Here is an 18,276-nt window from a genome sequence, read left to right as displayed (position 1 = left end):
GCCTGGGGAACAAAAAATACCATAGCAGAGAAACCTTTCAGAATTTTTTTGGTTATTTAAATCTCTCAAAGGCAGCCCTCTCCAGCATTTCCCTATCATCCGGGTGGGCAATGCTAATGAGTTCCTGGGCTCTCTGACGCAGGTTTTTACCATACAGATAAGCCGTACCATATTCGGTCACTACATAGTGAATGTGCCCCCTTGTGGTAACTACTCCGGCCCCCTGTTTAAGAAAAGGAACAATTCTTGAAATCCCTTTTTTAGTTCTTGAAGTGATGGCAATAATCGGTTTTCCATCTTCACTCAGAGCAGCTCCTCTCATAAAGTCCATTTGTCCTCCGATTCCACTGTACTGCATGGTTCCGATAGAATCTGCACATACCTGTCCCGTAAGATCAATCTCAATGGCAGAGTTGATGGCTACCATTTTTTTATTTCTCATGATATTGATCGGGAAGTTCACCTCACTTACATCTCTGAATGCAAAAACGGTATTGTCATCCACATAATCATAGAGTTTTCTGGTTCCGAAGCAGAAGCTGGTAATGGTTTTATTATCGTTGTAGCCTTTATATTTATTGTTGATCACATCGTTCTGAATCAGGTCAATAACACCATCGCTAAGCATTTCCGTGTGAACTCCCAGGTCTTTATGGTTGTTCAGACACTTCAGTACGGCATCCGGAATGGTTCCGATACCCATTTGCAGTGTAGATTTGTCTTCAATAAGCTCTGCAACGTTTTTTCCTACCAACATTTCTTCAGGACCAACTTTGGATCCGTAATCTACCGTAGGAAGTTCTTCTTCATGCCATACCAGTTTATGAATTCTGCTGATATGGATCATTCCGTCACCATGGGTTCTCGGCATCAGAGGATTAACTATTGCAACGATGATCTTTGCAGTATCTACGGCTGCTCTTGCCACATCTACAGAAGTTCCCAATGTACAGAATCCATGTTTGTCAGGAGGTGAAACAGTTATCAGAGCCACATCCAGAGGGAGGATATTTTTCCTGAACAGAATAGGAATTTCACTTAAAAAAACAGGAACAAAGTCTCCTCTGTCGGAATTTACCGCATCACGCACCGGAGTGGAGACAAATAATGAGTTGATAAAGAAGTTGTCTTTGTATTGCGGTTTTGCAATTTCCACATTCCCCTGCTGGGTAATGGAAACCATTTCTACTTTTTCCAGACGGTGCGCCTGTCTTGCGAGTTCGTCAATAAGATAATTCGGAGTACATGCACTTCCGTGGAAAAATACGCGGTTTCCGCTTTTGATAGTATATATAGCTTCTTCTGCACTTATATAATTGTACATAGTGAAATTTTTTTATGAATGATTTTTTATTCCTGAGAACGGTCTTCCATGGTTTTGTCAGTTTCTTCCAGCCAGGAAGTTTTATAGGAAGGATCTTCTACTTTTAAAGCTTCTTCAGTAATCTTCAACGGACGGAAAGGATCTACCATTACCGCATATTCTTCCGTAAATTTTTTGCCGATGCTTCTTTCCATAGCGCCGGGGTGAGGTCCGTGAACAATTCCTCCCGGATGCAGGGTGAAGTCCATCAGATCAATATGGTTACGGCTCATGAAATCGCCTTCCGTATAGAAAAGAACCTCATCAGAGTCGATATTGGAGTGGTTGTAAGGAGCCGGAATAGCCATTGGATGGTAATCATACATTCTCGCACAGAACGAACATACTACGAAATTGTGGCCTTCGAAGTTCTGGTGTACCGGTGGCGGTTGATGAATTCTTCCGGTAATCGGCTCAAAGTTTTTGATATTGAATTTGTAAGGATAAAAATAACCGTCCCAACCTACAACATCAAAAGGATGGGTTGCATAGATGAAATCTGTAATCTGGTTTTCCTTTTTTACTTTAATTAAAAATTCTCCCTTTTCATCTTTTGGCTCTTTAAAAACCGGAGCAATAATGTCTCTTTCACAGAAAGGAGAGTGTTCCAGAAGCTGTCCGAATTCATTTCTGTAGCGCTTTGGAGTATAAATAGGAGAGTGGCTTTCCAGCACAAAAAATACCGTATCATCAGACTGTAATTCTACCTGATAAATAGTTCCTCTCGGAATAATAAGATAATCACCTGTAACAAATTCAAGATCGCCTATAAAAGTTTTCAGAATACCATTTCCCTGATGTACATACAGGAGTTCATCGCATTCTGCATTTTTATAGAAATAATCCATGGATTTTCTCGGTTTGGCAAGGCCCATCTTCAGGTCATTGTTCATCAGAAGAATTTTTCGGCTGTCCATAAAATCATCTTCCGGAGTTACGTTCATCCCTTTGAACATTCTTGGAGCAACATTTTTCTCTACAGCAATTTTTGGGGTAACATCTTTTGGTACTCCTATGGATTTGATTTGCGTAGGACGATGAATATGGTAAAGCAGAGAGGAAATTCCATGAAAACCTTCCGTTCCGAAAAGCTGTTCGTAATAGAATTTATCTTCCGGCGATTTAAATATGGTATGCCTTTTTTGTGGGATGCTTCCCGATTGATGATATCTCATTTTACTTTTATATGTCGTTTCTCAAATTTACTAATTTTTCGTGAATTGGTTTCAACAACATTTATCATAGTGTTTTGTATTTCAAAAATAATTGTTAGATTTATCTAACAATTTTAATTTCATGAAGCGAATATTATTTTCTATTACTTTTTTATCTTCCTACTGCTTTGCCCAGGAAACAGACAGTCTGAGTATTCCTCAAAAGATGAAGACAGATTCGTCATCGGTTTCACAACCGAATGTCAAAACAGGTCATATTGAAGATGTGGTAATCACGGGAACCATAAAACCGGTAAGCAGATCAAAAAGCCCGGTAGCAGTAGAAATCTATACTCAGAAATTTTTTCAGAAAAATCCTACCCCAAGTATCTTTGAATCAATTGCTATGGTGAATGGAGTAAAGCCTCAGCTGAACTGCTCCGTATGCAACACAGGAGATATTCATATCAATGGTCTGGAAGGACCTTATACAATGATCCTGATTGATGGGATGCCGATTGTAAGCTCACTTTCCACGGTGTATGGTCTCAGCGGTATTCCGAACAGCCTTGTCGACAGGATTGAGGTGGTAAAAGGACCTGCATCTTCCATCTATGGTTCGGAAGCAATGGGCGGGGTCATCAATATTATTACAAAGAATGCCCTTACCGCTCCGAAATTAAGTGTAGACCTGATGACTACAACCTGGAATGAAAACAATCTTGATCTGGCCCTTAAATTCAATGCCGGTAAGAATGCTTCATCACTTTTAAGTTTAAATTATTTCAGCTTTAAGGAAAAGATAGATCAGAACGGCGATAATTTTACCGATACAGCATTACAGAGTAGAATTTCAGTTTTTAATAAATGGAATTTTAAAAGGAAAGAAAACCGTCAGGCGAGTTTTGCTATGAGATACCTTTATGAAGACCGTTTTGGGGGAGAAATGCAATGGAACAGGTCTTACCGCGGCAGTGGTGAAGTCTATGGGGAAAGTATTTATACCAACCGGGCAGAGGTTTTTGGGCTGTATCAATGGCCATTGAAGGAATATGTAGTTACCCAGTTTTCCTATAATTACCATGATCAGAATTCCTTTTACGGATCAAATCCGTTTGATGCGCTTCAGAAAGTAGCATTTGCACAGACTTATTGGAGTAAAAAGCTTAAAAATCATGATCTGACTGCCGGATTTACTTTCAAAAGAACATTTTATGATGATAATACGCCAGGAACCTTATCAGCAGACGGAATAACGAATGAACCAATGAAATCTCCGATCTGGGGCGCTTTTGTTCAGGACCAGTGGGAAATAAACGATCAACATACGCTGCTTCTGGGATACAGATTTGATTATGATAAGATCCATCATTCTGTTCACTCACCAAGATTGGCCTGGAAATTTTCCCCGAATCCTTATCATACCCTACGTTTCAATTTCGGAACCGGTTTCAGGGTTGTGAATTTGTTTACGGAAGATCACGCGGCTCTTACAGGATCGAGGGAAGTAGTGATTCAGTCTGATCTTAAGCCGGAAAGATCAGTTAACGGAAATCTGAACTATATCTGGAAGATTCCTGTCGGGAATCGTTTGATTCAGCTGGATGCTTCTGCCTTTTATACGTATTTCAGCAATAAGATTGTAGGAGATTTTGATACGGATCCTGATAAAATTATTTACGACAATCTACAAGGATACGGAATTTCAAGAGGAGCCTCAATGAATGTGGATTTCAGTTTCAGCTTTCCGTTGAGCGTGAGTCTTGGGGTAACCTATCTGGATGTCTATCAGAAATTTGATTCCGGACAGAAATCACAGCAGCTGCATGCTCCGAAATGGAGTGGAACTTATAATCTGAGCTATAAGTTCAGGAATAATCTGACGGTAGATTTTACAGGACAGTTCTACGGACCGATGAGGTTACCTGTACTTCCTGATGATTACCGTCCTGAATATTCACCATTGTATTCCCTGGCCAATATCCAGGTTTCTAAAAGCTTTAAATCAGGATTTGAAGTGTACTGCGGAGTTAAAAACCTGTTCAACTTTACTCCAAAAGATCCTTTAATGCGCCCGTTTGATCCTTTTGATAAGTACGCAGATGATCCGGTGAACAATCCTAATCATTATACTTTTGATACCGCTTATGGTTACGCTCCGATGCAGAGGATCAGAGGATTCCTCGGAATAAAATATAATCTGAAATGAAAAATTTATTTTTATTTTTAATGTTAGTGCCCTGTTTTTATCTGTCTCAGATGAAGACAGGCACTTTTTCTGATCTGGAAACTGAAATGCTTAAAGATCCCAAGCCGATAATCATTCACCTGTATACAGACTGGTGTGCGGTATGTAAGATTGAAAAACACAGTTTGAGTAAGGATCAGGAGACTATAAAATTAATCAATGACAACTTTTACCTTATTAATTTTGAAGCTGAAAAGACCAAAGAAAAGATAAAATTTCAAGGAAAGGAATTCGGTTATCTTTCTAATGGCAACTCCGGAATTCATGAGCTGGCTTTGGCTTTATCGAAAAATAAAAAGCAGCCGGTGTATCCGCTGTGGATCTTTCTGGATAAGAACCAGAAGCTGGTGTATTATCATGAAGGTGCCATGCGTCCTGAAATCATGAAACAGAAGCTGCTGGAAATTTCAGTGCTATAAGTTTGTTGAAAACGTAAAAATTATTTGCTAAAAATCAGGGATTTTCAGTAAATTATTTCAGGAGAACCGCGATAATGGCTAAAATAGCCGGAAGAGCCTGTACAAAAAATATTTTCTTCGTAGCGGAAATAGCACCATAGATTCCTGCTACAGCTACACATCCCAAAAAGAATAAGGCAATATTGGTCTGCCATTTCGGATCTTCTATAAAAAAAGACCAGATCAGTCCGGCAGCAAGAAATCCGTTATAAAGCCCTTGATTGGCGGCCAATCCTTTGGTGGGTTTAAACATTTCCGGCGGCAGGGCGGCTTTAAAAACTTCTTTTCCCTTGGTTTCCCAGGCAAACATTTCCATCCACAGGATATAAAGATGTTCTAAAGCAACTACAGCAATAAGAATTTTGGCAATGAGTTCCATGATTTTATATTTTGTCATTGTAAAACTAAAAAAATAAAGTTAAGTTTGGTTACTCAATTGTAAAGATGGATACTTTCAAAGGACATTTAAACAAATTTATTACCATTACAGATCAGGAATATGACTCTGTATTTTCTTTTTTCAAGGTGCTCGAAGTAAAGAAAAAGCAGACGCTGATGCTTAACGGAGAAATTTGCAGATGCATATATTTTGTGGCGGAAGGCTGCTTACGAAAGTTCTTCATCAATGAGAAAGGGGCGGAGCAGACCACAGAATTTGCCATAGAAAACTGGTGGATTACTGATACTTTCGCCTATGAGAGACAGATTTCGTCGGATTTTTCTATTCAGGCTGTGGAACGTTCCACGATTCTTGTTATTGATCTTCAGCAGCAGGAACTTCTGCTTCAGAAACACCCGCTAATGGAACGCTATTTCAGAATGATTTATCAGAGAGCTTATGCCGCTTCGGAGAGAAGGATCCGTTATCTTTATGAAATGTCCAGAGAAGAACTTTACATTCATTTCAGTACCCTTTATCCGTGGTTTATTCAAAGGATTCCTCAGTATCTGATTGCTTCTTTTCTCAATCTTACCCCGGAATATCTGAGTGAAATCAGGGCAAAATTACGTTCTTAAACCAGTTTAAGATTTTTACGGATTATAAAGTGGAAATTTGTCATGTGATTAAAAGCCAATACAATGACAGACCAGAAAAATAAAATTCCGCAGTTGTTTTTAAGACTTGCCATTTCCGTGACCATGCTTTCCGCGGTGGCCGACAGGTTCGGGTTCTGGGGTGAAAATTCAGCATGGGGAAACTGGGAAAATTTTGAAAAGTATACCCAAAAACTTACTTTTTTTCTTCCAGAGACATTAAGTACAGCTTCTGCGTATGCTGCTACCACTTTAGAGATTCTTTTCCCGGTAATGCTTATTTTAGGATGGAAAACCAGAATTGCAGCTTATGGATCAGGTTTTCTGCTGTTGGTTTTTGCATTATCAATGACCATAGCACTTGGACCTAAAGCTCCGCTTGATTTTTCAGTCTGGGTAGGTAGTGCCGGAGCGTTTTTATTGGCCGTACAGTCCAGATATTTTTTTAGCATAGATCATTTAACCCAAAAATAAAATTATGAGTACAAGAATTAATATTGCTGCTGTAGATGCAGCGGCTTATAAAGCGATGTTAGGATTAGAAGGATATCTTCAAAACATTTCACTTAATCATATTCAAAAAGAATTAATCAAAATCAGAGCTTCACAGATCAACGGATGTGCTTTCTGTCTTGATATGCATGCGAAAGATGCCATCAAATACGGTGAAAACCCTCAAAGGATTTTTATTCTTGAAGGCTGGAGAGAAGCAAAGGATTTCTTTACAGAAGAAGAGCAGGTGCTTCTTGCCATGACTGAAGAAATCACCCTGATCAGTCATAAAGGTCTTACTGAAGAAACTTTTCAGAAAGCAAAACAGTATTTTGATGATGCACAGATTGCCCAAATCATTATGGCGATTGTAACAATCAATGGATGGAACAGAATTGCGGTGAGCACGCATATGCAGATCCCGAAATAGTAGTTATACCAAAAAGAGCCTTTCAAAATCGAAAGGCTCTTTTGGTATAGAAAGGAAGAAGGAAGATGGGAGAGGGAAGTTCTTGTAGTTTGTGTAGAAATTGCAGTACTGTTTATAAAAACTGAATTATTAACAACCTAAATCAGAATGGTTATACATTGTTTATAGTCCAATCGTACTTCCATCCTCAGGCTTCCATCTTCCATTCAAAATTTTTCTATCTCCATCTTTCTTTCCCTTTTATATCTCATTCAGTGCAGAATTGATAAAGTTCAATTCTTCCTGAGATAGTTCAATAGACATTGCTTTGGCATTTTCAATGGCCTGCTGGGCGTTTCTGGCTCCGGCCAGAACAACGGTGATGGATGGCTGTAATGAAGTCCAACGTAATACAAGCTGAGAAAGGGTAGCTCCTTTTTCCTGTGCAAGAGGTTCGATCTTTTCCAGGAAAGTTTTTACTTTATTCAGATCAAATTGGGAGAAGTAACCATTTCTGTGGTCATTTTCTTTTAATTTATTTTCTTTGAAATATTTTCCGGTCAAAAGACCTCTTTCCATTGGGCTGTAAACGATAATTCCTGAATTATTTTCTAAAGAATAAGGAATAAGATCGCTTTCAATGGCCCGGTTCAGCATACTGTAAGAAACCTGGTTGCTGGCCAGATGAAGAGTTCTGTTCGCTTCCTGCATCTGTGAAACAGAATAATTGCTTACTCCTGCAGCACGGATTTTTCCCTGCTGGATCAAAAGTTCCATGGCTTCCATCGTTTCACTGATCGCTGTTGTACTGTCCGGCCAGTGAAGTTGTAGAAGATCAATATAATCTGTTCCCAGTCTCTGCAAGCTTTCTTCTACTTCTTTGATGACATTGGCTTTAGAAGCATATTTGTAAACCGGAACTGTTTTTCCATCCTCTTCAGCATCGAAGAAAAGCTCTCCTTTTCCGTTATTGCTTCCGTCCCAAACCAGTCCGAATTTTGTTAACAGCTGGATTTTTGAACGGTCTTTGCCTTTGATAGCTTCTCCGATCATTTCTTCACTCAGCCCGAAACCATAGAAAGGCGCGGTATCAATAGAAGTTACTCCGTGATCCAGAGAGGCGTGGATTGAGTTAATAGAGTCCTGCTTTTCATTTCCTCCCCACATATTTCCTCCGATAGCGAATGCTCCGTGGGTGATTACTGATAATTCAAGGTCTGTATTTCCTAATGTTCTGTATTCCATTTTATATTTTTAAAATTTGATGAAAAGCAACCACAAAATCCAAAAGCTTGTTTTAAACTATTAGGATTGGTGAAGGTTTTAAGATTAGTTAAGGAAAAATCTAAGATTTTTTATAAGCAACACGCCTTAAAATGAAGCTTAACTTAATATTCTGAAAATCTTAAAAGAACTTAATGTTGAAAAATTTTCAAAATCTGATTGATCTTAATTGTTCCGTTTTTTAGTTGCTTGAGAGATTGTCTGTTATTTGTTAAGCTCTTTTAAAATGGCTTCCCCCACACTTTTTGCAGACTGTGGGTTTTGTCCTGTGATTACTCTCTGGTCTGTAACCGTATAATTCTGCCAAAGTCCTGATTTTTCAAATTTTGCTCCTCTTTCTTTTAATTTATTTTCCAGAAGAAAAGGAACAACATCCGTTAATTTTACTTCAGCTTCTTCTTCATTGGTAAAAGCGTTGATTTTTTTACCGTCTACCAGATATTGGGCGTTGCTGAGTTTAATATTAACAAGACCGGCAGGACCGTGGCATACACCCGCTACGATACCTCCGTTTTCATAGATCTTTGAGGCAATAGCTGCCAGTTCCGTATTATCTGCAAGATCCCACATGGCACCGTGGCCTCCGGCATAAAAGATCGTTGAATAATCTTTTGGGTTAACCTGAGACGGAGTTAGAGAGTGATCCATCTTGTTTTTGTATTCTTTGTTTTCCCAGAACGCTTTGTTGACAGGATCTTTCAAATCAAATTCGTCTACAGGGGGAGTTCCGCCTTTCGGGCTTACAAAATCTATTTCATAGCCGGCTTTGTGAAGAACTTCCCACGGGTGGGAAACTTCACCCAGATAATATCCTGTATTTTCTCCGGTATTTCCTTTTTTGTCATGGCTGGTTACCACAAATAGAATTTTCTTTTTCATAGGTTGGGATTTTTGATGCTGAGCCTGAACAATTCCTATCGTAAGCAGGCTTAAAAATAAAAGGGCCAGTTTTTTCATTGGATATTAAAGAATATGAGTAATATAGATCTGAGGTTTTTCCTGCAGTTTTTCATCTGCAATGGCTCCGAAAGCCTGAATATAGTGCTGCTGGTTGTGTTGGGCAAGTCCTTCTTCATTTTTCCAGATCTCATAAAAGACAAACTGGTTTTTGTCTTCAATACCCTGATGAAGGCTGTATAATTCATTGGCTTCTTCTTTTTGGGTTTCTGTTACCATATTCTGAAGAACTTCCAATACTTCTGCCTGATGTTCTTCTTTGGACTTGATTACTGCTGTAAGATAAATTTTCATTAGACTAACTGTGGTTTTAATTCCTGTTCAAAAACATGTTCAAGATGTTCTCTGTAAAGTTTCATATCGCGTTCTATATTGGCATTTTTCTCTACATCATGGAAGTGGAAACTTTCCATTTTCTCCAAGGAAACAAAGGCGTTCATTCTGTGGAAACCAAATAACGGCCCATTATCCACACTGGTTTCATTAAAAAATTCTCCGGAAAGCGTAAAAGCTGTTTCCGGTGCATTCCAGCTTGTAGTGACCATATATTTTCTTCCGCCCAGCATTCCTCCGGTTCCGTAATTGATTTCCGGGTTTTCTGCATTTCTCCCATCATTCATATAGATTCCTTTGGCGTGACCTGCCGTGAAAACATCATCGATATATTTTTTCAATCCGTTCGGAAGCTGAAACCACCAGATAGGGGTGTGATAAATGATATAGTCTGCCCATACGAATTTTTTAACCTCTTCATTCTTGTCATAGCCTTCTGCTACATTGGTAACTTTCACTTCTGTATTTTCAAATTTCTTTAATACTGCCAAAGTGTTTTCTGCAATAGTTTGATTATATTTTCCTCCGGAATGTCCGAAATTCTGTCCTCCGTTGATGATTAATACTTTTTTCATTTTTTTATGATTGTTAAATTTTCTGATGCAAAGTTAGGATGGGTAGTTGTATAATAAAAATAATATGAATTATAGATAAGTATTAGAAAAATTATAGATTAGGTGGAGATGAAAGATGATAGACGTGGGTTGTCTGTTCAGGCTACCTGTTGTCAATAGTGAATTTTGCTTTGCAAGTGAAGGGTGAATTTAAGATTGAAAAAGAAGAGCAAAGATAATAGATGGATAGATAAAAGACTGGAAATTATAACTTTAAGTTTATATAGTAGAGTGATAAGTTTCAAATACATGGTAAAAATCATACTCTTCCGGAGTTTAAGATCAGGTATCTCATGTAAATTTGTTAGATCAATTGAATGGATATGATACAGATTGCGGTTTTTAGTGATGTGCACGGGAATCTTCCGGCACTGGACACAGTTTTAAAGGATATAGAAAAGAGAGGAATACAGCAGAAATTCTGTCTTGGGGATCTGGTAGATTTTGCTCCTTGGGGAAATGAAGTGGTAGAGAAAATTAAGGGCCTGAATATTCCCTGTCTGATGGGGAATCATGATGAAAGAATAGCTTTTGATATTCCTGTAATTCCTTTATCTAAGCATTCACAAGAAGAAACGGAAGCAAGATGTATTGCTATTGAGCATTCTAAAAAGAATATCACGGAAGAAAATAAAAGATTTCTTTCACAGCTGCCTTTTCATATGAAGCTGAATTATAAAACAGGGAAGAAGCATTGGAATATTCAGTTGGTTCATTCCAGTTTGAAAAGCAATGATAGTTATCTGTACGAATCTGAAAATGATGAGGTTTTTTCGTGTATGCTGGAAGAATCCCAATCCGATATTATCGTGATGGGACACACTCATTTATCATTCAAAAAACATCTGGATAACGGAAAATGTGCGGTGAACTGCGGTTCTGTAGGGCGCTCCAAAGAAGAAAACAGATTAGCTTCCTACCTGGTTTTAACATTGGATGAAAATAAAATGACCCCTGAAATTGTACAACTGGCTTACCCGCTTGAAGAAACAGCCCGCCAGATCGAAGAAAGTGAAATTCCGGATTATTATGCTTTATTTTTAAGGAATGGAAAAATAGTAATGTCTTAATTTTTTTGGACATGCTGTGATCATTCTGAAACCTATCACGATCAAATCTTCTGAGAATTGCAGCCTGTATTTTATGTCATTGACGTATTTACCTTACTTATAAAGTACATGAAAAGATGTTTTTTTACTATTTATTGAATGATCCTGAAATTTTTTCGATATACCAAATTAGTTATTGATTGTGTTTTTAAGTATTTGATTGGTAGTGTTTTGTAATTATTCGAACTTTAATTTGAAGGAACTCGAACTCATTTTTTACTAAAATCAGTTCGAGTTTTTTTATTCGGTCTTTTTTAAAGATTCTCTGAAGGATATTTGTATCAAATTAAAATTTAGAAATCATGAAAAAGACAAGCCTTTTTATTCTTTTACTATTATCTGTATTTTGTATGGCACAATTACACAAAGGAAAAATAGATACTTTGCTTACTCCGGAAATTGGAGGAATAAAACAAGCCATAGATATTAAAACTGATGATTCCGGTAAACCGATATTGCTCTTTTTATCAGGAGGACCCGGAAGCTCAATGAGAACAAATGCAGATTCCTTTACGAATCTTTTAAAAAGCAAATTTACCATTGTTCAGTGGGACCAAAGAGATGCCGGGAAAACCCTGGAATTAAATCCTTCGCCAGTGCAGCCTTCAGTTGAGCTGATGGGAAAAGATACGTATCAGGTTATTAATTTTCTGAGAAAAGAATTAAAACAGGATAAAGTATACCTGTTGGGAAGTTCATGGGGGAATGCTTTAGGGTTCTATATCGTTAGAAATCATCCGGAGCTATTACATGCTTATTTTGCCGTAAATCCTGTTGTAAGCCAGTTGGAGAGTGAGAAGGAACTACTTCAGATTTTAAAAGATCATTTCAAAGAAGATCCTGTTGCGACTAAAGAATTAGCAAGTGTACAAATTCCGTTTAAAGTGGATGAAGACCTGTTTTATTTAAGAAAGTGGCTTTTTTATAAAGACGGAAAGAAAAATGTAACCAGTGAAGATTTTAAAAAAGGTTTTCTTAAATGGTCAAAAACATGGTCACCTGCCTGGAATGAAGTGATGAATATTGATCTGCCTAAGACTTTAAAAAAAGTGGAATGTCCTATTTATTTCTTTGTCGGCAAAAATGATATTCAAACTTCCACCAGAATTACAACCGAGTATTTCAGAAAAGTAAAAGCTCCTAAAAAAGATCTGTTTTTATTTGAAAATTCAGGACATCAGATTCATAAAGATGAATCGGAAAAGTTTCAGAATACAATTCTTCAGGTATTAAAATAATCGGAGTTCAGTTTGAACAAAAATAAAAGGCAGGAAGCAGGAGAGGGAAGTTTGGAGATCAGATTGAGCAGATGATTTATAGATATTATTGGATTCAATAAAAAAATCAATATATCAGGTGATCATTATTGTATAGGCTCATTGAACTTCTTTCTTCCAGTCTCCAGCTTCCTGATCTAATTAAAATAGCAATTAGTATTATGATTATTTTGTAATTTTGTATCATAATATTTATAATTAAAGTTATGGTCAACTTAGAATGGTACCGCACTTTTAAAGCCATCTATAAAACCGGAACACTGACAGGCGCTGCAGAATCCCTGTTTATTTCACAGCCGGGCGTAAGTCTTCATTTAAGTTCCCTAGAAGCATATGTAGGATATAAGTTATTTGACAGGACAGGCCGGAAAATGATTCCTACCGAAAGAGGAAAAGTTTTGTTTAATGCTGTTTCAGAGCCGTTAGCCAAACTTGAAGATGTAGAAAAAAACTTCCAGAAATCTACAGAAAAGCTGACGCCTACGATTAGTGTGGGCATGTGCTTTGAAACATTCCAGACCACATTGGAACAATATGTTTCCACGCTGCCTTTCAACCTGATCATCAGTTTCGGGGAATATCCTGAAATGCTGGAACAGCTTGATAAAGGGATTCTGGATCTTATCATTACTCCTAAAAAAGGCGTATCTCCTAATATTGAACATGAAGCTTTTTCTTCAGAACAGATCATTCTGGTAGGCGGGAAAGATGTGGATACAGAAAGTTTTCTTGAAACCGCACATACAAAAGGCCCGGAACATATTGAAGAATGGCTGAAACAGGAAAAATGGTACGGAACCACCGGAGATATGGAGCATTTATTTCAGTTCTGGATCATGAATTTTGGACATAAGCCGAATTTCCGTCCGAATTATATCGTTCCGAATTTAAATTCAATCATAAGATGCCTGAAAGGAGGAACAGGATTGGCCGTTGTCCCTGATTTCCTGTGTAAGAATGAAATTGATAATGGTGAGATCAAGCTGATCTGGAAAGGAGAGAAAAAACTGGAAAACACATTGTATTTCGGATGCCGGAAGAAAACAAATTACCAGTCTGAAATAGATCATATCAAAGGCCTGTTCCGCCAGATGATGGGTAAGAAAGTAACGGCATAACCCCACTGATATGAAAAAAATAGCCGAAACTGAACGTCTTTTATTGAGAGAGCTAACCCCTGAAGATGCAGAACATTTCTTTAATCTCAACCAAAATCCCAATGTTATAAAATATACCGGAGATTCATCATTTACCAGTGTAGAAGAAGCCCGGAATTTTTTAAAGAACTATAAAGATTATGACAGGAACGGTTATGGAAGATGGGCTGTTGTGGATAAATCTGATCATACATTTCTTGGCTGGTGCGGTTTAAAGTACCATGAAGAAACCCGTGAAACAGATATTGGATTCCGGTTTTTTGAAGAATACTGGAATAAAGGATATGCTTCAGAAAGTGCAGCTGCCAGCCTTAATTATGGATTTGAAAAATTGAATCTTCCAAAAATAATAGGGCGGGCAATGATCGGTAATACTGCATCCATAAGAGTACTTCAAAAAATGGGAATGATCTTCGACCGCGAGTTTGATTTTGATGGGAATAATGGTGTCATTTACACTATTGAAGACCTACGGAAATAGTTCATGATAGATTGAAAATTCCAGAACCACCATATCCCGCATCTGTAAGCCGTTTTCGAAGATCGGAGAAGGATAATTTTCTATAAAAAAATCTTTACGGATCCCTTTTTTAACAAATCCATTCTTTTCATAGAATCTGATCTGCTGAAATCCGGTATCTGAAGTTCCCACAGTTAAAATTTCACACCCGTTTTTCAAAGCAATTTCTTTGGCTTTATCAATCAGAATACTGCCGATACCTCTGCTTCTGAAATCTTCAATAACGGCCATGTTCTTGATCTCCAACTCTGTATCGCTGTTATCGTAAAGTGCAATAACTGCAATATCAAACGCTCCGTTATTCAATAGATAAATGTCGGAATCAAAGATATATCGGTTGATAGCCTCAACGGTTTCATCGGCAAGCAGAAGCAGATCGTATGGAATTTCTGAATCCGGTTTTATTTTTCGGAAGGTATAATTCTCCATTTTACAGACTCATGTGGATGATAGGATAGTCTTTTCCGGAACCGTCTTTTTCTGATCTTCCGGTCTGTCTGAATCCCATTTTTTCGTAAAAGCCAATGGCCTGAGGATTCTGCTCATTAACATCTACCTTGGTAAGACCCGTTTTTTCCTTCATGAATTCATATAACTTTCTGCCATATCCTTTTCCACGGTTATCATTATGGATGAAAAGCATTTCCAGGTTACCTTCCGCAACAGACGCAAACCCTTCTGCTTTTTCATCTTCGGTGATGAGATAAACTTCAAGATTCGGAAGATAATCCCTTGGAATAACTTCTTTGAAATAGTTGAAATCTTCCTCAGCAAGAAAATCATGAGTAGCTTTTACCGCAGATTCCCAGATCTCCATAATTCTTGAATAATCTTCAGCATTGGCAAGCCTGATCGTATGTGACATTGTTTTTGTTTTTGCAAAAATAGGAATTTAGATGGTAGTTCCCAGTGTACAGGAATTAGAGTGATGATTTAATAAGCCAATCTATTTTTCTCTCGTGCATCAGGCAGATTGAGCAGATTTTACAATATTGAATTTCAAAATTTGTATAAATCTAGCTCCCACAAATACACAAATCACAGATTTTTTTCTGTGAAATTTGTGCAATCTGTGGGAACCTTTTTTAGTAAGAACGGAAATTATTTGTTGAAAATCTTTGATTTCTCGCGTATTAAAAGCAGCATAATGGTTTAAAGCCTTTGCGTATCTTGCGCTCTCCCAACTCACCCAATGCTAGTTTTTTAATAAATAACAGTAAAATTGGTAAGCCGGATTTTGAAATTTTTATCGCAAATTTGTTATACCTTATCTTGATATTAAAAATTTAAAGTAAAAATTATGCAAAAGAAGACCTATACAGGACAGCCTGTAGTGACCTTAAATAACGGAGTGGATATTCCTGCACTGGGTTTTGGAGTATGGCAGATGGAGAATCTGGAAGAATGTGAAAAGGCGGTGATTAAGGCAATTCATACAGGATACAGAATGATTGATACGGCAGCTATTTACCAGAATGAAACAGCAGTAGGAAATGCGGTAAAAAACAGCGGGGTGGACAGGGATGACCTTTTTATCACCTCAAAAGTATGGGTTCAGGATCACGGGTATGAAAAAGCCAAAAGTGCATTTCAGAGAACATTGGACAGACTTCAGATGGATTATCTGGATATGTATCTGATCCACTGGCCTTATGGAGATTTCCTGGGAACATGGAAGGCACTGGAGGAATTATACAGTGAAGGAAAGATCAAAGCAATAGGCGTATGTAATTTTACGGTAGAAAAACTGGAGGAATTAAAGGAAAATTCAACAATACTTCCTGTGATCAACCAAATTGAGCTTCACCCGGTATTCCAGCAGAAAGAGCTTCAGGTGTACGACAGGGAGAATAATATCATTACCCAGCCGTGGAGCCCGCTTGGAAACGGAAATGCAGACCTTTTAAATAATGCAGAATTAAAAGCAATTGCTGAAAAATACCATAAAACAACAGCCCAGGTAATTCTGAGATGGCATCTTCAGGAAGGTTTTGTAGTAATTCCTAAATCGGTAACCCCTTCCAGAATTGAAGAAAACTTCAATGTTTTTGACTTTGAACTGACAGAAGATGAAATGAATACCGTCCGTTCTCTGGATACAGGAAAAAGGCTGTTCTTTGATCCGAAAGATCCTGAATGGGAGCAGAAAATGCTGAAATCTGTAGCAGATATTTAACGATTATAAATTTTCCGCAGATCATCAGGTCTGCGGAAATTATTTTTTAAACTATGTGGATTAATTCAAGAAAATTTGATGAAGATAAAAATACAGTTACTCTGAACGGTGACTATATCTTCTCTTTTGATACTTCCGATGGTTTTAGTGAAAGATTGCTGGGGGCTGAACTGCTGATTGACCATGATTTCAATTATATCTTCCGGATGAAAGCTTTTCAGCATGAAAAAATAACGAAGAACGGTTCAGATGTTTATACTGAAGAAGGAGAAGTCCCGGAAACCATTTTTAATTACCTTGAAAAATTAATGGATTCTGATTATCAAAGCTTAAAACAGATCTACGAGAATGTAACTTTCTGTATGACGGATACGGGATCGCAAATGTTCTTAATGAATTGGGCGAAGCCTCTTTATATCAGTATTACAGAAGGGCTTCCACAGGAATTTTTTGTTTCTGAAACCGAGCAGTTATTGTTTAATTTCAATCAATATCTGAAAAAATGGGTGGAAGAAAAGTACAGGAACTGGCTTAAATAAAAAATTGTTATGACAGCAGGAGAATTCATAGAAAAGCTATCATCATTCAAAGATGAGAATGAAATTGATAAGGTTAAAAAGTTTTTCAAGGGAAATGATGGAATAACCCGGCATTTTGGGGTAAGGTTCGGAAATGTATTCACTACGGCAAAAGAATTTTCTGCGATGCCTTTAGAGGAAATCAATGAACTGCTTAACAGTGAATTTTATGAAGTTAGAATGGGAGCCGTGAGCATTATGGATTTCCAGGCCGGAAATAAGAAAGTTTCTGCAGATAAGAAAAAACAACTTTTTGATCTTTATCTGATACGTCATGACCGCCTGAATAATTGGGATTTTGTGGACAGAGGAGCCAGGAATATTATCGGAGAGTACCTTATTGACAAGCCCAGAGATATTCTTTATAAACTCGCAGAATCTGAAAGTCCCTGGGAAAGAAGAACTGCCATAGTAAGTACCCATGCTTTTATCAGGGAGAATGAGGTAGAAGATACGTTTGCCATTGCAGAAATCCTTGTGCATGATTCTGATGAACTGGTGAATAAAGCAGTGGGAAGCTGGGTAAGGGAAGCCGGTAAAAAAGATCCTGAGCGACACCGTTCTTTTCTTGACCGGTATGTGAAAACAATGCCTGCCGCCACATTTTCCTATGCCATAGAGAAGCTTGATCCCGAAATGAAAAAACATTATAAAGACCTCAGAAAAGGGTAGAGCCTGTTTACATTTTATTCAGGAATTTTTATGCACTTGATGATCATATGTTTTGTTGATAAAACTCAATAAATCATGTTTGAAATTATTTTGTAATTAAAAAGATAAACGCAGGTTGATGAATAATACCGCTTTATTTGAAGTGGGGAAAGTGAAGCGACTTTGTCGCTGATGAAGCGGTATACTTATCCACACGCTTCGACGAATCAACGAAGTTGATTCTATCCTTTGCTCTCTGAAAATATCCATAATGAAGTTAAAACTTTGCATGAAAAAACACGTTATCAGTACATTATCATTTTATTCAAAAAATACTCAAAGAATTTGATTTAGATAAAAATTTAAATGTTATAAAAAATCAAATTTAGAAATTTAAACAGGCTCTTAATATTTTCTGTCGATCAAGACTCTAAATTAAAAGAATCCGTGCCAATCCCGGA

General features: G+C 37.6%; 21 protein-coding genes. 12 read left to right on the top strand and 9 right to left on the bottom strand.

What is annotated here, in order from left to right; all coding sequences use genetic code 11:
- Window positions 1–52 precede the first annotated feature (52 nt).
- Both J2Y40_RS08675 and J2Y40_RS08670 read right to left on the bottom strand, forming a co-directional pair.
- Window positions 53–1,324 carry an acetyl-CoA hydrolase/transferase family protein gene (locus J2Y40_RS08675; RefSeq protein ID WP_153398530.1) on the bottom strand — a complete coding sequence of 424 codons (1,272 nt, stop codon included), beginning with the start codon at window positions 1,322–1,324 and terminating at the stop codon, window positions 53–55.
- Between the two features lie 26 nt (window positions 1,325–1,350).
- Window positions 1,351–2,538 (bottom strand): homogentisate 1,2-dioxygenase, encoded by a 1,188-nt coding sequence (locus J2Y40_RS08670; protein WP_153398532.1) that lies wholly within the window; start codon window positions 2,536–2,538, stop codon window positions 1,351–1,353.
- Window positions 2,539–2,659: 121 nt separating this feature from the next.
- Here J2Y40_RS08670 and J2Y40_RS08665 point away from each other — a divergent pair, with 121 nt between their 5' ends.
- Entirely contained in the window at window positions 2,660–4,726 is a 2,067-nt protein-coding gene (locus J2Y40_RS08665) for a TonB-dependent receptor (protein WP_309998405.1), read from the top strand.
- Window positions 4,723–5,184: a thioredoxin fold domain-containing protein gene (locus J2Y40_RS08660; protein WP_309998403.1), complete on the top strand. Its 462-nt coding sequence runs from the start codon at window positions 4,723–4,725 to the stop codon at window positions 5,182–5,184. Before J2Y40_RS08665 ends, J2Y40_RS08660 begins: the two co-directional genes overlap by 4 nt.
- A gap of 52 nt (window positions 5,185–5,236) precedes the next feature.
- On the opposite strand, the gene J2Y40_RS08655 is transcribed toward J2Y40_RS08660, so the two are convergent.
- A complete protein-coding gene (locus J2Y40_RS08655; RefSeq protein ID WP_153398544.1) occupies window positions 5,237–5,602 on the bottom strand; it encodes a DUF1304 domain-containing protein in 366 nt (121 codons plus the stop codon).
- Window positions 5,603–5,667: 65 nt separating this feature from the next.
- Between J2Y40_RS08655 and J2Y40_RS08650 the strand changes: the two genes are divergently transcribed.
- The 3 genes from J2Y40_RS08650 (at window position 5,668) to J2Y40_RS08640 (ending at window position 7,180) form a co-directional block, all read left to right on the top strand.
- Window positions 5,668–6,240 (top strand): Crp/Fnr family transcriptional regulator, encoded by a 573-nt coding sequence (locus J2Y40_RS08650; RefSeq protein WP_153398546.1) that lies wholly within the window; start codon window positions 5,668–5,670, stop codon window positions 6,238–6,240.
- Window positions 6,241–6,303: 63 nt separating this feature from the next.
- On the top strand, window positions 6,304–6,732 hold the full coding sequence (locus J2Y40_RS08645) for a DoxX family protein (protein ID WP_309998400.1): 429 nt from the start codon (window positions 6,304–6,306) through the stop codon (window positions 6,730–6,732).
- Between the two features lie 4 nt (window positions 6,733–6,736).
- Window positions 6,737–7,180, top strand: coding sequence for a carboxymuconolactone decarboxylase family protein (locus J2Y40_RS08640; protein WP_062701183.1), 444 nt, complete (start codon window positions 6,737–6,739; stop codon window positions 7,178–7,180).
- Window positions 7,181–7,420: 240 nt separating this feature from the next.
- On the opposite strand, the gene J2Y40_RS08635 is transcribed toward J2Y40_RS08640, so the two are convergent.
- The 4 genes from J2Y40_RS08635 to J2Y40_RS08620 form a co-directional block, all read right to left on the bottom strand.
- A complete protein-coding gene (locus J2Y40_RS08635; protein WP_153398550.1) occupies window positions 7,421–8,404 on the bottom strand; it encodes an aldo/keto reductase in 984 nt (327 codons plus the stop codon).
- 243 nt (window positions 8,405–8,647) lie between these two features.
- A complete protein-coding gene (locus J2Y40_RS08630; RefSeq protein ID WP_309998396.1) occupies window positions 8,648–9,400 on the bottom strand; it encodes a type 1 glutamine amidotransferase domain-containing protein in 753 nt (250 codons plus the stop codon).
- Window positions 9,401–9,406: 6 nt separating this feature from the next.
- Window positions 9,407–9,694 carry a putative quinol monooxygenase gene (locus J2Y40_RS08625; protein WP_153398552.1) on the bottom strand — a complete coding sequence of 96 codons (288 nt, stop codon included), beginning with the start codon at window positions 9,692–9,694 and terminating at the stop codon, window positions 9,407–9,409.
- Window positions 9,694–10,308, bottom strand: a complete 615-nt coding sequence (locus J2Y40_RS08620; protein WP_153398554.1) for an NAD(P)H-dependent oxidoreductase — start codon at window positions 10,306–10,308, stop codon at window positions 9,694–9,696. The genes J2Y40_RS08625 and J2Y40_RS08620 overlap by 1 nt, the downstream gene beginning before the upstream one ends.
- 362 nt (window positions 10,309–10,670) lie before the next feature.
- Here J2Y40_RS08620 and J2Y40_RS08615 point away from each other — a divergent pair, with 362 nt between their 5' ends.
- The 4 genes from J2Y40_RS08615 (at window position 10,671) to J2Y40_RS08600 (ending at window position 14,371) form a co-directional block, all read left to right on the top strand.
- Complete coding sequence (locus J2Y40_RS08615; protein WP_153398556.1) at window positions 10,671–11,417, top strand: metallophosphoesterase; 747 nt, start codon at window positions 10,671–10,673, stop codon at window positions 11,415–11,417.
- Between the two features lie 341 nt (window positions 11,418–11,758).
- Window positions 11,759–12,694 (top strand): alpha/beta hydrolase, encoded by a 936-nt coding sequence (locus J2Y40_RS08610; protein ID WP_309998394.1) that lies wholly within the window; start codon window positions 11,759–11,761, stop codon window positions 12,692–12,694.
- 245 nt (window positions 12,695–12,939) lie between these two features.
- Window positions 12,940–13,851, top strand: a complete 912-nt coding sequence (locus tag J2Y40_RS08605) for a LysR family transcriptional regulator (RefSeq protein ID WP_309998392.1) — start codon at window positions 12,940–12,942, stop codon at window positions 13,849–13,851.
- A 10-nt stretch (window positions 13,852–13,861) separates the two neighbouring features.
- Window positions 13,862–14,371, top strand: coding sequence for a GNAT family N-acetyltransferase (locus J2Y40_RS08600; protein WP_309998390.1), 510 nt, complete (start codon window positions 13,862–13,864; stop codon window positions 14,369–14,371).
- Here J2Y40_RS08600 and J2Y40_RS08595 read toward each other — a convergent pair.
- Entirely contained in the window at window positions 14,360–14,839 is a 480-nt protein-coding gene (locus tag J2Y40_RS08595; protein ID WP_153398562.1) for an N-acetyltransferase, read from the bottom strand. The genes J2Y40_RS08600 and J2Y40_RS08595 overlap by 12 nt on opposite strands.
- Before the next feature lies 1 nt (window position 14,840).
- On the bottom strand, window positions 14,841–15,275 hold the full coding sequence (locus J2Y40_RS08590) for a GNAT family N-acetyltransferase (RefSeq protein WP_309998388.1): 435 nt from the start codon (window positions 15,273–15,275) through the stop codon (window positions 14,841–14,843).
- A gap of 435 nt (window positions 15,276–15,710) precedes the next feature.
- On the opposite strand from J2Y40_RS08590, the gene J2Y40_RS08585 reads away from it, so the two are divergent.
- From J2Y40_RS08585 to J2Y40_RS08575, 3 genes are read left to right on the top strand one after another with little or no spacing between them, the layout of a single operon-like run.
- Entirely contained in the window at window positions 15,711–16,586 is an 876-nt protein-coding gene (locus tag J2Y40_RS08585; RefSeq protein ID WP_153398567.1) for an aldo/keto reductase, read from the top strand.
- A gap of 53 nt (window positions 16,587–16,639) precedes the next feature.
- Entirely contained in the window at window positions 16,640–17,125 is a 486-nt protein-coding gene (locus tag J2Y40_RS08580; RefSeq protein ID WP_153398569.1) for a hypothetical protein, read from the top strand.
- Window positions 17,126–17,134: 9 nt separating this feature from the next.
- The gene (locus J2Y40_RS08575) at window positions 17,135–17,836 is read left to right on the top strand and encodes a DNA alkylation repair protein (protein ID WP_153398571.1); all 702 of its coding nucleotides are present in this window, start codon (window positions 17,135–17,137) and stop codon (window positions 17,834–17,836) included.
- Window positions 17,837–18,276 lie beyond the last annotated feature (440 nt).

The organism is Chryseobacterium sp. 2987 (assembly GCF_031456375.1).
In the GTDB taxonomy this organism is placed as follows: Bacteria; Bacteroidota; Bacteroidia; order Flavobacteriales; family Weeksellaceae; genus Chryseobacterium; species Chryseobacterium vaccae.
The sequence above is the reverse complement of the archived record's forward strand: the minus strand, read 5'-3'. Positions and strand labels throughout refer to the sequence as shown.

Excerpts from the sequence above, each read along its gene's own strand:
- J2Y40_RS08675 (WP_153398530.1), bottom strand. The coding sequence starts at position 1,324 with ATGTACAATTATATAAGTGCAGAAGAAGCTATATATACTATCAAAAGC.
- J2Y40_RS08670 (WP_153398532.1), bottom strand. The coding sequence starts at position 2,538 with ATGAGATATCATCAATCGGGAAGCATCCCACAAAAAAGGCATACCATA.
- J2Y40_RS08665 (WP_309998405.1), top strand. The coding sequence starts at position 2,660 with ATGAAGCGAATATTATTTTCTATTACTTTTTTATCTTCCTACTGCTTT.
- J2Y40_RS08660 (WP_309998403.1), top strand. The coding sequence starts at position 4,723 with ATGAAAAATTTATTTTTATTTTTAATGTTAGTGCCCTGTTTTTATCTG.
- J2Y40_RS08655 (WP_153398544.1), bottom strand. The coding sequence starts at position 5,602 with ATGGAACTCATTGCCAAAATTCTTATTGCTGTAGTTGCTTTAGAACAT.
- J2Y40_RS08650 (WP_153398546.1), top strand. The coding sequence starts at position 5,668 with ATGGATACTTTCAAAGGACATTTAAACAAATTTATTACCATTACAGAT.
- J2Y40_RS08645 (WP_309998400.1), top strand. The coding sequence starts at position 6,304 with ATGACAGACCAGAAAAATAAAATTCCGCAGTTGTTTTTAAGACTTGCC.
- J2Y40_RS08640 (WP_062701183.1), top strand. The coding sequence starts at position 6,737 with ATGAGTACAAGAATTAATATTGCTGCTGTAGATGCAGCGGCTTATAAA.
- J2Y40_RS08635 (WP_153398550.1), bottom strand. The coding sequence starts at position 8,404 with ATGGAATACAGAACATTAGGAAATACAGACCTTGAATTATCAGTAATC.
- J2Y40_RS08630 (WP_309998396.1), bottom strand. The coding sequence starts at position 9,400 with ATGAAAAAACTGGCCCTTTTATTTTTAAGCCTGCTTACGATAGGAATT.
- J2Y40_RS08625 (WP_153398552.1), bottom strand. The coding sequence starts at position 9,694 with ATGAAAATTTATCTTACAGCAGTAATCAAGTCCAAAGAAGAACATCAG.
- J2Y40_RS08620 (WP_153398554.1), bottom strand. The coding sequence starts at position 10,308 with ATGAAAAAAGTATTAATCATCAACGGAGGACAGAATTTCGGACATTCC.
- J2Y40_RS08615 (WP_153398556.1), top strand. The coding sequence starts at position 10,671 with ATGATACAGATTGCGGTTTTTAGTGATGTGCACGGGAATCTTCCGGCA.
- J2Y40_RS08610 (WP_309998394.1), top strand. The coding sequence starts at position 11,759 with ATGAAAAAGACAAGCCTTTTTATTCTTTTACTATTATCTGTATTTTGT.
- J2Y40_RS08605 (WP_309998392.1), top strand. The coding sequence starts at position 12,940 with ATGGTCAACTTAGAATGGTACCGCACTTTTAAAGCCATCTATAAAACC.
- J2Y40_RS08600 (WP_309998390.1), top strand. The coding sequence starts at position 13,862 with ATGAAAAAAATAGCCGAAACTGAACGTCTTTTATTGAGAGAGCTAACC.
- J2Y40_RS08595 (WP_153398562.1), bottom strand. The coding sequence starts at position 14,839 with ATGGAGAATTATACCTTCCGAAAAATAAAACCGGATTCAGAAATTCCA.
- J2Y40_RS08590 (WP_309998388.1), bottom strand. The coding sequence starts at position 15,275 with ATGTCACATACGATCAGGCTTGCCAATGCTGAAGATTATTCAAGAATT.
- J2Y40_RS08585 (WP_153398567.1), top strand. The coding sequence starts at position 15,711 with ATGCAAAAGAAGACCTATACAGGACAGCCTGTAGTGACCTTAAATAAC.
- J2Y40_RS08580 (WP_153398569.1), top strand. The coding sequence starts at position 16,640 with ATGTGGATTAATTCAAGAAAATTTGATGAAGATAAAAATACAGTTACT.
- J2Y40_RS08575 (WP_153398571.1), top strand. The coding sequence starts at position 17,135 with ATGACAGCAGGAGAATTCATAGAAAAGCTATCATCATTCAAAGATGAG.